The organism is Aeromonas lacus, from assembly GCF_000764665.1.
Classification (GTDB): Bacteria; Pseudomonadota; Gammaproteobacteria; order Enterobacterales; family Aeromonadaceae; genus Aeromonas; species Aeromonas lacus.
In genome coordinates, this window is sequence record NZ_JRGM01000008.1 from 44,461 (window position 1) to 56,959 (window position 12,499).

Annotated in this window: 16 protein-coding genes; 10 read left to right on the top strand and 6 right to left on the bottom strand. The window is 60.7% G+C overall.

From position 1 onward, the window contains the following. Positions 1 to 16: 16 nt before the first annotated feature. Positions 17 to 328: a DUF1289 domain-containing protein gene (locus tag LG31_RS0100230; protein WP_033112504.1), complete on the bottom strand. Its 312-nt coding sequence runs from the start codon at positions 326 to 328 to the stop codon at positions 17 to 19. Continuing rightward, positions 329 to 1,210 (bottom strand): CvfB family protein, encoded by an 882-nt coding sequence (locus tag LG31_RS0100235; RefSeq protein ID WP_033112505.1) that lies wholly within the window; start codon positions 1,208 to 1,210, stop codon positions 329 to 331. 193 nt (positions 1,211 to 1,403) lie between these two features. Between LG31_RS0100235 and LG31_RS0100240 the strand changes: the two genes are divergently transcribed. The 4 genes from LG31_RS0100240 (at position 1,404) to LG31_RS21385 (ending at position 3,772) form a co-directional block, all read left to right on the top strand. Beyond that, complete coding sequence (locus LG31_RS0100240) at positions 1,404 to 2,618, top strand: YecA/YgfB family protein (protein ID WP_033112506.1); 1,215 nt, start codon at positions 1,404 to 1,406, stop codon at positions 2,616 to 2,618. A 170-nt stretch (positions 2,619 to 2,788) separates the two neighbouring features. Further along, the gene (locus LG31_RS0100245; protein ID WP_033112507.1) at positions 2,789 to 3,253 is read left to right on the top strand and encodes a MarR family winged helix-turn-helix transcriptional regulator; all 465 of its coding nucleotides are present in this window, start codon (positions 2,789 to 2,791) and stop codon (positions 3,251 to 3,253) included. Between the two features lies 1 nt (position 3,254). Further along, on the top strand, positions 3,255 to 3,443 hold the full coding sequence (locus tag LG31_RS0100250) for a DUF4250 domain-containing protein (RefSeq protein ID WP_033112508.1): 189 nt from the start codon (positions 3,255 to 3,257) through the stop codon (positions 3,441 to 3,443). 152 nt (positions 3,444 to 3,595) lie between these two features. After that, positions 3,596 to 3,772, top strand: a complete 177-nt coding sequence (locus LG31_RS21385; RefSeq protein ID WP_164536729.1) for a hypothetical protein — start codon at positions 3,596 to 3,598, stop codon at positions 3,770 to 3,772. A 114-nt stretch (positions 3,773 to 3,886) separates the two neighbouring features. On the opposite strand, the gene LG31_RS0100255 is transcribed toward LG31_RS21385, so the two are convergent. Then, on the bottom strand, positions 3,887 to 4,474 hold the full coding sequence (locus LG31_RS0100255; RefSeq protein WP_033112509.1) for an FMN-dependent NADH-azoreductase: 588 nt from the start codon (positions 4,472 to 4,474) through the stop codon (positions 3,887 to 3,889). A 213-nt stretch (positions 4,475 to 4,687) separates the two neighbouring features. Here LG31_RS0100255 and LG31_RS0100260 point away from each other — a divergent pair, with 213 nt between their 5' ends. From LG31_RS0100260 to LG31_RS0100280, 4 genes are all read left to right on the top strand, one after another. Next, positions 4,688 to 5,578: a DMT family transporter gene (locus LG31_RS0100260; protein ID WP_050513373.1), complete on the top strand. Its 891-nt coding sequence runs from the start codon at positions 4,688 to 4,690 to the stop codon at positions 5,576 to 5,578. A gap of 85 nt (positions 5,579 to 5,663) precedes the next feature. After that, positions 5,664 to 6,842, top strand: a complete 1,179-nt coding sequence (purT, locus tag LG31_RS0100265) for a formate-dependent phosphoribosylglycinamide formyltransferase (protein ID WP_033112511.1) — start codon at positions 5,664 to 5,666, stop codon at positions 6,840 to 6,842. A gap of 129 nt (positions 6,843 to 6,971) precedes the next feature. After that, complete coding sequence (hxpB, locus tag LG31_RS0100270; RefSeq protein ID WP_033112512.1) at positions 6,972 to 7,631, top strand: hexitol phosphatase HxpB; 660 nt, start codon at positions 6,972 to 6,974, stop codon at positions 7,629 to 7,631. 550 nt (positions 7,632 to 8,181) lie between these two features. After that, positions 8,182 to 8,385 carry a CPXCG motif-containing cysteine-rich protein gene (locus tag LG31_RS0100280; RefSeq protein WP_033112514.1) on the top strand — a complete coding sequence of 68 codons (204 nt, stop codon included), beginning with the start codon at positions 8,182 to 8,184 and terminating at the stop codon, positions 8,383 to 8,385. Between the two features lie 63 nt (positions 8,386 to 8,448). On the opposite strand, the gene LG31_RS0100285 is transcribed toward LG31_RS0100280, so the two are convergent. The 3 genes from LG31_RS0100285 to LG31_RS0100295 form a co-directional block, all read right to left on the bottom strand. Next, entirely contained in the window at positions 8,449 to 8,832 is a 384-nt protein-coding gene (locus LG31_RS0100285) for a VOC family protein (RefSeq protein WP_033112515.1), read from the bottom strand. An 18-nt stretch (positions 8,833 to 8,850) separates the two neighbouring features. Further along, on the bottom strand, positions 8,851 to 9,465 hold the full coding sequence (locus tag LG31_RS0100290; protein WP_033112516.1) for a riboflavin synthase: 615 nt from the start codon (positions 9,463 to 9,465) through the stop codon (positions 8,851 to 8,853). A gap of 87 nt (positions 9,466 to 9,552) precedes the next feature. After that, positions 9,553 to 10,455 (bottom strand): DMT family transporter, encoded by a 903-nt coding sequence (locus LG31_RS0100295; RefSeq protein WP_033112517.1) that lies wholly within the window; start codon positions 10,453 to 10,455, stop codon positions 9,553 to 9,555. A gap of 130 nt (positions 10,456 to 10,585) precedes the next feature. On the opposite strand from LG31_RS0100295, the gene LG31_RS0100300 reads away from it, so the two are divergent. Together LG31_RS0100300 and LG31_RS0100305 are read left to right on the top strand one after the other, a co-directional pair. Then, the gene (locus tag LG31_RS0100300) at positions 10,586 to 10,792 is read left to right on the top strand and encodes a YaeP family protein (RefSeq protein WP_005352334.1); all 207 of its coding nucleotides are present in this window, start codon (positions 10,586 to 10,588) and stop codon (positions 10,790 to 10,792) included. 147 nt (positions 10,793 to 10,939) lie between these two features. Continuing rightward, the gene (locus LG31_RS0100305; protein WP_033112518.1) at positions 10,940 to 12,319 is read left to right on the top strand and encodes an MATE family efflux transporter; all 1,380 of its coding nucleotides are present in this window, start codon (positions 10,940 to 10,942) and stop codon (positions 12,317 to 12,319) included. Positions 12,320 to 12,499: the final 180 nt, after the last annotated feature.

Here is a 12,499-nt window from a genome sequence, read left to right on the forward strand (position 1 = left end):
TTCTGGCTTCCCATGCTCAGGGCTGCGCAGCGATGGCCTTGGCCAGACAGCGACGGCACCAGCAGGCACTGGCCTCTGTCATCGGCAAAGCCGGCAACTGACTGCACCAGCACTGCTCGATGGTCATCCCGGCGGAGACGGCGCAATAAGCCGGTTCACCACAGCCCGGACAACGGTGGGTACTCCTGGTGCCATCCAGCTCGGCCATCACTGCCAGCTGGGCATCGCTCTCCATCGCCGACCAGTGACCGATCTCGGTCAGGGTGCGACCGCAGCCAAGGCAGAGGCCATCCTTGGCCTTGCAAAGCCCGATGCAGGGACTCGGCACTTACTCCTGCTCCCCGCTCTGGGCAGCAGCTCCCGCCTCGGTCAGGGTGATGGCATTGTCTTCGATGACGATCTTGCCCTGCTTGTAGAGGCCGCCGATCGCCTTCTTGAAGGTTCCCTTGCTCATGGCAAAGAGCTTGTAGATGAGCTCGGGTTCACTCTTGTCACCCACTGCCAGACTGCCACCCTGCTTTTTCATCCGGGCCAGAATGCGCTCGCCGGCATCGTCCACCTTGGCCATGCCCGGCTTTTGCAGGGTCAGATCCAGCTTGCCATCGTCACGTACCTGCTTGACCCAGGCGGTCTGTGGACGACCCGTCATCACCCGGCCGAACACTTCGTTGCGAAACAGCATGCCGGGGTACTGGCCGTTGACGATTACCTTGATACCGAGGGGAGAGTGTTCACCGGGCAGGGCGGTCACCTCGTCTCCCGCCTTGAAGGGGGGCTTGGCGGTGCTCAGGAAGCGCTCGAGGCGGCTGGTACCCACCATGCGCCCCTCGTTGTCCAGCATCAGACGCACCAGATAGACGTGACCCACCTGCATCGGCTTGTTCTGCTCGCGGCTTGGCACGAACAGATCCTTTTTCATGCCCCAGTCGAGGAAGGCACCGATCTTGTTGGCGTTAACCACCTTCAGTCCGGCAAACTCGTCCACCATGGCGAAGGGCTTGTCGGTGGTGATGACCGGCTCGCAGTCGGCATCCAGATAGAGGAATACCTGTACGCTCTCTCCCTCCTTGATCCCCTCGGGAAGCTGGCGCTTGGGCAGCAGCAGCTCGCCGTATTCGTCGGCTGCCAGCCAGGCGCCGCGATCTTCGAGTTCAACGACAGTGAGGGTGTTCATCTTGCCAATCTGTATCATGGTGCTCTCTTTTTTCATTACCCGGACGGGCCGGCTGGATCACGGCCCCTATGGCCGCGCATGTTACCCCAAGAGGGGTGATCCGGCCTAGTCCCCTCGCCTCACTCTGACCGGCCGATGGCGATATAATCGCCATTCAACCGTCCCTTTGCTGCAAATACCCCCACATTTAGGTAGACTTCGCGGCTGCTCAAATCCAGAGGAACTGTCGATGAACCCATCCACTCGTACCCGTCATCTCAATCAATGGATCCAGACCCACAGCCAGCAGGCGATGACTTATCCCGCTCTGCACGGCTTTTTGTGTGCACGTCTGGTCGGGCCAGATGCCCCTGACTGGCAAGCTCCGCTGGCCGGTCTGCTGCCCCATGACGCCGAGCTGGACGAAAAGAGTGGCGAGGCCCTCATCTATCTGATCGCCGAACTGGAAGCGCAGGCAGATGAGGCACAGCTGGCCCTGCCGAGCCAGTGCCGACTCCCTACCGACAACCCGGAACAGGTCTTTGAACAGAGCCACCCGCTCGGACAGTGGTGCTACGGCTTCAGTCAGGGCTTTGCCACCTGGCCCAAGCCGAAGGATTTGAACGACCCGACCACCCAGTATCGTTTCAGTCTGGCCGCCGAGCTGAGCCTGTTTCGCGACAAACAGATGGCGCAGATGCTCTATAGCGCCGCCGCCAGCGAACTCCCCTTTGTCGAGTTTTGCAAACGCCAGCGCCAGAACATGAAGACCGCCCTCAACCAGCTGCTCCAGCTCGATCAGTATCAGGCCGCGCCGAGCGCCGATGTAGCCCTCGACAGCGAGCAGGCCCAGCAGTGGCAACGCTGGTTCGAACTGGCGGACAACTGCCGGGATCATCAGGCCCGTCTCGGCTGGTTCGAGAAGATCATCGCCGATGCCACCCCGCTGTTTGATGCCAGCTTCTGGCAACAGCTGGGCGGCCACGGCTGGAGCGCTCCGGAAGTGCGCCCCTTGCTGGCGGCCCGCGCCGGTCGCGCCGACTGCCTGCTGCGCCTTGGCAAGCTGGACGAGGCCAGGGAGGAGTATCTGGCACTACTGGCCATCTGCATCACCGACGAGCTGGGTTGTCGCTACAACCTCTCTTCCCTCTATTCCCTGCAGGGCGACTGGCAGGCGCTGGCCGGGCTGCTGGTGCGTTTCGATGAAGCCTCCAGCTGGTTGCTCTACAACCGCGCCCTGATGATCTTTGCCTGCGAAGGGGCGGATGCCGCCCGACCCCATCTGCTGGCCGCCATCAATGCCAACCCGCACGTACCGGCCTGTCTGCTCGGTCAGCGCAAGTTGCCAAAGCAGGAGCCGATGAGCTGGCAGGCGGGCAGCCGCGATGAGGCAGCCCTCTACACCATGCACACCCGTGAGGCTTGGCTCAAGCAGAGCGCTCTGCTCTGGCTGCGCAAGGGCTGACCAATCCCGGATTAAAATCCCGGCGAACTGACCCGGTTTTTGTCTGATGGCGTGCGTCACCGCACATTTCATCGCAACCGGGTCAGACAAACTCGCTTGAGTTTCGTATCATCAATGTCAAAGTATCAAAAGAAACTGCATCTGATGCAGCCGTCACAGCAGGGTGTAATATGTCAAAAATCATAGCGTTACTCGCTCACTACCCGCCCTATCAGTTGGTACATGCCGCCGAAATGCTACGGGATACCTTCGAGCAGTTTTATGAACAGCGTTACCAGCTGACCGTCCCCCAGTGGCGTCTGATGATGGTGCTCGGCCCCAACTACCCCATCAGCCAGAAAGAGCTGGTCGAGGCGAGCGGCATGGACAAGGTGCGCATCTCCCGCGAGATCCGCCGTCTGGCCGAAAAAGGCATCATCTTCACCGAAAACAGCGAGCAGGATAAGCGAATCAGCTTGGTCTCCCTGACCGATAGCGGCCTCGCCCTGTTCCAGCAGCTCAAGAGCGAAGCGGGCAGCTGGCAGCATACCCTGACCGACTACCTGCCCAGTGAATCCCGCGAGGCGATCCGCCAGCATCTGCACAGCGTCAGCGCGGCCATCGAACAGCTGCACTCCCTCGACAAGGAGAAATAGGATGGATCTGAAGAAATTTGCCACCATGGACGTCAACATGCTGCTGAGCCTGATCAATATGCAGCTGCGTGATCGTTACGATGATCTGGAAGACCTCTGCAAGGCACAGGATCTCGATCAGGCTGCACTGGAAGCACGGCTGGCCAACGGTGATTTCCACTACCTGCCGGAGCAAAAACAGTTCAGATAGGGATCGGGATCACAACGTCAGCAGCCGCAGTGGCACCGGGGCCAAAACCTGATATGGTCACTCAAGCCTCGGCAGTGCGATGAACGGATACATCACACTGTCATACGAAGGCGCTACTCTTGCTACCAGTGAGCAAACCCAAGGATGACCCCATGACGTTGAACCGCGAACATTTTCTGATCACGCTCTGCATGCTGTTGATGATCAGCCTCTTCACCCCGCAGATCCCGCAAAGTGTCGAACAGTGGCTCACTGCGCTGATGGTTGGCTCGCTCGCGGCAGTGGTGTTGATGCTGATACGTGGCTGCCGCCGCTTTATGCTGGAGTAGCCTCTGCACCTGCCAGCGGTTCTGTGAACGCAACAAGCTTGAAAAAACAAACGCAGCCAGATGGCTGCGTTTGTTTTTTTATGGCGGAGCGGGTTGCCCTTGCTGGCAAACGGCTTAGATAGCCAGCGTCTCGAGCTGCGCCTTGGCGGCTTCAATCCCCTTGCTCTGGGCATCCGGGCCCATGCCCATCCCCTCGGCGTAGATGAAATCAACCTCCTTGATACCGATGAAGCCCAGCACGGTGCGCATGTAGGGGGTCACCAGATCGGTGGCACTGCCGACATGCATGCCGCCGCGGGGGCTGATCACCAGCGCACGGGTGTTCTCAACCAGACCGACCGGACCGGTTTCGGTGTAGCGGAAGGTGACGCCGGCACGGGCAACCAGATCGATCCAGTTCTTCAACTGGGTCGGGATGTTGAAGTTGTACATGGGGGCGGCAATCACCACCAGATCGCTCTCCTTGAGCTCGGCGATCAGCTCGTCGGACTGGGCGATCACCGCCAGTTGACGCTCATTGAGGTTGTCACCACCGCGCAGGCCGGAGGCCAGCTCGCCATCCAGCACCGGCAGGTTGAGGGCCGCCAGATCACGCACTGTGACGGCATCATCCTGATGGTCAGCCAGGAAGCCGTCGATCAGGGCGTTGGATTGGGAATATTGACCCAGGATGCTGGATTTGAGAACGAGGATATTGGCCATGGTGAAACTCCATTTGGTTGTCGGTTGAACAGCAACGCTGTCGATGGAGGTCACTCTAAACATTGCGCTTCTTTGCTGATAGCGAAAATAGATGCTCAACTTGTTCAAAAATTTTGATATTGGTTGATTGCGCGGCAACGGGCGCATCAACCCTTGGCAGAACAAACGATTGCCGCTATGATCCGCCGCACTTTTTTCAGTGACCCGGATCCCATGGCCCACTCGCGCAGCCACTCCCCTTTCGCCGGTGCAGTCTGGATGATGGTGGCAGGCCTCTGTTTCGCCGCCGTCAACAGCCTGAGCCAGTATGTCAGCTTCAAGCTTGGCCTCCCCTCGACCCAGGTTGCCTTTCACCAGTACCTGATCGCCCTGATCTGCCTGCTGCCCTGGCTGGTCCGCCACGGCTTGCGCCAATCCCTGATGACCAACCAGCTGCGCCTGCATCTGCTGCGCGTTGCTCTGGCGGTGATCGGCATCCAGTTCTGGCTCTGGGCGCTGGCCGAGCCCGTTCCCATCTGGCAGGGGATCGCCTTGCTGATGACGTCACCGCTGTTTGCCACTCTGGGATCGGCTCTCTTTCTCAAAGAGCAGGTGAGCCGCGCCCGCATCGTGGCGACGCTCTCCGGCTTTGTCGGCGCCATGCTGATCCTCGCCCCCTGGAATGATGATTTCAGCTGGGCCTCCCTGCTGCCGGTGGCGGCGGCGCTGTTCTGGGCTGGCTACTCCCTGCTGGTGCGCTATCAGGCGGCGAGCGAATCGTCCCACACCATCGTCGTCTACCTGCTTATTTTCAGCACCCCGTTCAACGCCATGCTGGCGCTGCCGGAGTGGCAGTGGCCAACGGAAAGCCAGTGGCTGCTGGTAGCCGCCTCCGGCGTGCTCTCGGCTCTGGCCCAGATGTCCATCGCTCGCGCCTACAGCGTGGCGGAGGCGTCATTCATCCAGCCCTTTGATTTTGCCAAGCTGCCGATGAACGTACTGGCCGGCTGGCTGGTGTTTGGCTGGGCGCCGCCCGGCCGACTGTGGCTTGGCGCCGCCATCATCATTGGCGCCATCACGTTGCTGACCCATCTGGAGCAGCGCGCTCACAAACCCGTTTCCTGAGGTACGCCATGCGTGCCTCTTTTTTTGCCCGCTATTCGTGCGATAGCGATCATCAACAATGACCAACGACATCAGGAGAGATCGTATGTTTGGAACCGCAACCCGCCCCGGCGCCACCCGCGCCCTGCTGCTGGGCTCCGGCGAACTCGGCAAGGAAGTGGCCATCGAGTTGCAGCGCTTCGGTATCGAAGTGATCGCCGCCGACCGCTATGCCAACGCCCCCGCCATGCAGGTGGCCCATGCCGCCCGGGTGCTGGATATGCTCGATGGCGCCGCCCTGCGCGAGCTGGTCGCCGAGATCAAACCCGACCTCATCATCCCCGAGATTGAGGCTATCGCCACCGATACTCTGGCAGCCCTTGAGCAGGAGGGGGTCAAGGTGGTGCCCAACGCCCGCGCTACCCAGCTCACCATGAACCGGGAAGGGATCCGCCGTCTCGCCGCCGAGACCCTGGGCCTGCCCACCTCCCCCTACCGCTTTGCCCAGAGCAAGGAGGAGTTTGTCGCCGCCGTCGAGGCCATCGGCCTGCCCTGCGTGGTGAAACCTGTGATGAGCTCGTCCGGCAAGGGACAGAGCGTGCTGCGCGATCTCGCCAAGCGGGACGATAGCTGGACCTACGCCCAGGAGGGTGGCCGCGCCGGTCGTGGCAAGGTGATCGTCGAAGGGTTCGTCCCCTTCGAGTACGAGATCACCCTGCTCACGGTACGCGCCGTCGATGGCATTCACTTCTGCGAGCCGATTGGCCACCGTCAGGAAGATGGCGACTACCGCGAATCCTGGCAGCCACAGGCGATGAGCGAGCTGGCACTGGCCCGCTCCAAAGAGGTGGCGGCCAAGGTGGTTGAGGCCCTCGGTGGTTACGGCCTGTTCGGGGTCGAGCTCTTCATCAAAGGCGACGAGGTGTGGTTCAGCGAAGTCTCGCCACGTCCCCACGATACCGGCATGGTGACCCTGATTTCACAGGATCTCTCCGAGTTCGCCCTACACGTGCGCGCCATTCTGGGGCTCCCGGTCGGCACCATCACCCAGTACGGGCCGAGCGCCTCTGCCGTGGTGCTGCGCGAAGGGCACAGTCAGGATATCCGCTATCAGGGGATTGGCGAAGCGCTTGCCAAGGTGCCGGGTGCCCAGCTGCGGCTGTTTGGCAAACCGGAGATCGCCGGTCGCCGCCGTCTCGGCGTGGCGCTGGCCCGGGGTGAAGATTGCCGCGAGGCGGTCGAGCAGGCCAAAGCGGTTGCCGCCAGCGTCGAGGTCATTTTCTAAACGCTGTTTTTTCGCCGCACCGAAACAAACGTTTACTGGTGTGATCGGGCGCAAGGGGCATGGCAATGCCCCTTTTGCATTTGCCCGTCAGGCTTATAATCCCCTCTTCAAATTTGTCAGGAGTACAAGATGTTAGCTGCCGTGATCTTCGATATGGATGGTGTTCTGATCGACTCGGAACCCTTTTGGCAACGTGCCCAGATCGCCGTGTTCTCCGAACTGGGTCACCCTCATACGGTAGAAGATTGTGAGTCGACCATCGGCGTGCGCATCGATCAGCTGGTCGCCCACTGGTATCGCCTACGCCCGTGGAGCGGCCCCAGCCAGGAAGAGGTGGTGCAGCGCATTCTGGATCGGGTCAACGCCCTGATCCTCTCCGAAGGTCAGGCCAAGGCCGGCGTGCTGGAGGCACTCGACCTTATCGAAACGAGCGGCCTGAAAGTGGGTCTGGCCACCTCCTCCCCCTTCGCCATGGCAGAAGCGGTACTCGGCAAACTCGGCATCCGCGATCGCTTTATGGCGGTTCACTCCGCTGAAATCGAGCGTTTCGGCAAACCGCACCCGGATGTCTACATCCACGCCGCCGAAAAGCTGGGGGTGGAACCGGTACACTGTCTGGCCATCGAAGACAGCTTCACCGGTCTGCTGGCGGCCAAGGCGGCCTCGATGAAGGCGCTGATCGTGCCGGATCCTGCTTTAGTGGGAGACCCGCGTCTGGCCATCGCCAACTACCAGCTGAACTCGCTGGCCGAACTCAATAGCGAGATGCTGGCCAGCTGGGTCAAGTAAAGGACAAGCTGGCGCAGATCGTTCCATGTGCCCGGCTCTGGTAGGTGACCCGCGTCTGGCCATCGCCAACTACCAGCTGAGCTCGCTGGCCGAACTCAATAGCGAGATGCTGGCCAGCTGGGCCAAGTAATCTGCCCGCGACAAACCGTTCGCATCCTTCACGGGGCCGCAGGCATACCTGCCAACGGCCCCGTTTTTATGGGTGAATAGGCGCCAAAGGATAGATATCCGCCCAGCGGCGAAAAGGGGAAAACCGGCCGGATGTACTGCCCCCCTCTCAGATGGTGAAATGACCTTTTTGGACAGTAAAAACCGCCGTGCAGCCCCCTCTATTGCCAACCTGTAGTTGGTAATAACACCTAAAAATCGCCGATTAAAAACCAACTATCGGGCCATTTTTGCCCCTGCAGCGCCTTCGGATCCCCTTTTCCGATCCGGGTTTGATCCCTGTCATGCCGTCTTCATAAACGTGCGCTTGCTCGCGGTTAGCCTGTGCCTGCGCAGCTAGAATCAAGGGAGATTGGCGGCCCACGAGCCCGAGGAGGTTATCATGATCGAGTACACCAGCAAGCGCATCGTCTGCCCCCACTGCGGCCACCACACCCGGGTCGAGCTGGATGCCAGCCAGGGGGATCAGGAGTTCTACGAAGATTGCATGGCCTGCTGCAATCCGATCCACCTGCGACTGCATCGGGATGAGGAGCGCGACCGTCTGCAACTCTTCGTGGATGCTGACGACGAGCAGATGTTTTAAGAGCGGCCGGGATAGCAAAAGGGGCGTGACTCGCGAGAGTGACGCCCCTTTTTCGTTTCGTTGTCAGCGGTAGATGCTGCCCTGCCGCGATTTCGCTCTGGCCCAGAGCGTCTCGTCATCCAGATCGGTCTGGATCAGCTCGATAGGCACCCCGGCATCATTGATCACCGCCACCCGGTAATCGTCGATCGGCTCATAGGGCCCCAGGATCACCTCTTCCCCCTCGATGGCTGCCGCCAGATCATCCACCTTGAAGGCGACGTGAGGCACGGTTCTCAGTAGCGCGTGCAGCGGCGAATCATCGGTAAAGTAGTGCCACTGAACCCGAAACCGCCCCGGGTTATCCTCGGTATACATCCCCACCTTTTCGCTGTGGATGCCATGGGGCAAGGGCACGGCGCTGGGGATGCCGAAGTGGTGAAAGGTATAGTTCAGATCCGGTTTCATCTGCGCTTTTTCCTGACATCAGGCCATTCGGCTGGCCAGCACCCGCTCCACCGTATCGACGATGGCCTGGGTCTGGGGATCGATCTCGATGTTGGTCGGCCAGCCGGCGCGCACCCAGCCGAGGCTGGTGCGAGCCAGCGTCTCGGGGATCAGGTGAACGCAAAACTCCCGCTCACGCACCTCGCCGATGGTCAGGCTGATACCGTCAATGCCGATATACCCCTTGGTCAGCACATATTTCATCAGCTCGGGGGCGAGGCGATACCACACCTGACGGTTGTTGGGGGTGTCGATCACCGAGGTCACTTCCGCCATCCCGATGATATGGCCGGACATGGCGTGACCGCCGATCTCATCGCCAAAACGGGCGGCCCGCTCCACGTTGACCTTGTCCCCCACCTGCAGCTTGCCGAGGTTGGTCAGGCGCAGGGTCTCCTGCATCAGATCGAAGCTGACCAGATCCCCTGCAATCCGGGTCACGGTGAGACAGCAGCCGTTGTGGGCCACCGAGGCACCCAGGGCCAATCCTTCGCCCCACTGCCGGCTGGGCATGCGGATCACGTGGGTACGAAATGAAGCACTCTCTTCGATGGCGACCAGCTCGGCCACACCTTGCACAATTCCGGTAAACATCATCACCTCTTTGTTTCTGATAACACGCTCTGTTTTTTATCGCGGCCTGTGGCCGCTTCTTTTACACAATTCGTTTCATACAAACTGTCACACCTGCTCCGGCGCCGCTGACAGCGCCTGCACGCGAGCCCGGCGCTGGGAATGGATGACCACTATGCCAGCCAGCACGATGAGCAGACACCCCGCCATACTACTGAGGGTCGGCATTTCACCAAACATCAGATAGCCGCAGAGGGTAGAAAAAAAGATCTGGAAATAGAAGAAGGGTGCCAGAGTAGAGGCCTGCGCATACTGCATCGCCTTGATGAGACAATACTGGGAGAGCAGGGTCACCACCGGCAGCGCCAGCAGATAGGGCCAGTCGGCAAGCGCCGGAAAGCGCCACAGTGCGGGCTGCCAGCAGAGGGCGGCCATTGCCACCATCCCCAGCATGAAGCAGGTGACGATCAGGATATCGAGGGTGGTCAGACGTGGATCCACCAGCTTGGTGAGGAGGTTGTAGCCGGTGTTGGCCAGCACAATGACCAGTGGCAGCAGGTAGTAGAGGTTCGCTTCGCCCCCGTCGGGATGAGCCACCACCAGCACGCCAAACAGCCCCAGCAGCACGGCCGCCACCTTGGCCCGAGTCAGACGCTCCCTGAAAAAAATGACGCCGGCCACCACAAAGGCCAGCGAGCCGAGCTGGCAGATGATGGTGTAGACGCTGAGTGGCACATGGGCGAGCGCAATCACCGAGACCAGCGCACAGATCAGAAACAGCAGCGAGCGCAGCAACAGCCAGCGATCCACCGCCAGCAGCGCCGACACGGTGCGCCTTGGCAACAACAGCAGCAGACCGAGGAAAGGAACAAAGAAGCGAAACCAGACCATCTCCATCACGGAGTAGCCATGGAGTACCAGATATTTGTCCGCGCCATCCTTGAGCGTCAGGGCGAGAAGAGCAAACAGCGTCAGGAAGATCGCCAGTGAATTGCGCGAAGAGAGCAGCATCAAAGAGGCCGAAACAGGAAAAGGGGGTAACCAAACTAACGGGCTTGCCGCAAATTACAACCGCGAGACTGACAAAATGGGAGCAAAACCGCTATATTTGCTCGCCTTTTTACTTTCAAGGAAGCAAATCATGATGGTTTATGAGTGCTGTGAAGCGATCCGTATCGCCTATAACCAGATTGGCTCCGGCGAGCAGGGCTACGTGCCGAAGGCCATCGCCGCCACTATCCGCGCCCTCAACGCGGTCGCCGCCGATGAGCGGGTGCCCGCCGAACTGCGTGAACAGGCCGCCTATGCGGCAGCCAACCTGCTGATCAGCGATCACGAAGACGCCTGATCCCGCTGCCGGGGCGGCAACTATTTCGTCCTGGATGAATTTCAGGCTAAAATGCCTCCCCCACCCTTTGCATGCCCGCCCGGGCGTGCAAAGGCTCTTCCCGATTTCCGCTCTTTCTCTATCTATCTGATCCACTCGGAGGTGTCAGTGCAACGTTATTGGTCCGAGGCGAAGCAGCTCGTCCGTCTAGCCAGCCCCATACTGGTCGCCCAGGTCGCCCAGGTCGCCATGAACTTCGTCGATACCGTGATGGCGGGTCAGGTGAGTGCGGTCGATCTGGCCGCCGTGTCGGTGGCCTCCAGCTTCTGGCTACCGGTGATCCTGCTGGTGCAGGGGATCATCATGGCGCTCACCCCCATCGTTTCCCAGCTCAATGGCGCCCGCAAGCGGGATCAAATCCGCCCGGCCGTCCATCAGGGCTTCTGGCTGGCGCTCATCGTCACCCCGCTGGCGATGGTTGCGCTCTATTACAGCCCGCTGGCGCTGCAGTTCATGGATGTGGAGCCGGTGATGGCTGCCAAGACTACCGGCTACCTGCACGCCATCCTGTGGGGCCTGCCCGCCTTCGTGATGTTCCAGGTGCTGCGCAACTTCAGCGAGGGGCTCTCCCACACCATGCCCACCATGGTGATCGGTTTTGTCGGGCTGGCGGTCAATATCCCCGCCAACTACATCTTCATCCACGGTCACTTCGGCATGCCCAAGCTCGGCGGGGTCGGCTGTGGCGTCGCGACCGCCATCGTGCTGTGGGCCATGCTGCTGGCGATGATCCTCTATGTGAAGCTCTCCCGTCACTTCACCGAGATCCGCCTCTTCTCCCAGCTGGCCCGCCCCAACGGCAGCCGGATCTGGCGACTGTTTCGCTTAGGCTTCCCCATCGCCATGGCCATCTTTTGCGAGGTGACCCTGTTTACCGTAGTGGCCCTGATGCTGGCCCCCTTCGGCGCCGAGACGGTGGCGAGTCACCAGATTGCCCTCAACTTCTCAAGCCTGGTCTTTATGCTGCCCCTCTCCATCGGGGTGGGTGTGACCATCCGGGTTGGCCACAGCATCGGCGAGGGTCAGCCTCATCACGCCCGGGTCGCAGCCCGCACCGGCCTGCTCTTGGGGATGGCCATTGCGGCCCTCACCGCAGCCCTGACGGTGCTGCTACGCGAGCAGATCGCCTCCATCTATACCGATGATCAGCAGGTGATTGCACTGGCCGCCCTGCTGCTCTTCTTTGCCGCTGTCTACCAGATCTCCGACTCGGTGCAGGTGGTCGCGGCGGCTGCGCTGCGCGGTTACAAGGATACCCAGGCGATCTTCTACGTCACCATCGTCGCCTACTGGGGACTGGGGCTGCCGACCGGCATGATCCTGGGTCTCACCGACTGGGTGGTACCGCGGATGGGGCCGCAGGGCTTCTGGATTGGCTTTATCGTCGGCCTCACCAGTGCCGCGCTGATGCTGGGGGCTCGCCTGCGCCATATCTATGGTCGCTTCGCGACGCCGGAGGCGTGCACTACCCTGTCGCGGGCCCAGTAAAAGCGGCAACTCGCCTGCAAAATCAACATGCTGCGCAAGAACTGGGCAAACAGTCTCCTTTGTGCGTATGGCCTGTTGACAGCCTTGGGGGGCATGGGTAGTATGCCGACCACGCCAGCAGTGCTGGCGTGGTGAAACGGGTTTCTGACCCGGTTTGCAAAGTGGGTTTATAGCTCAGTT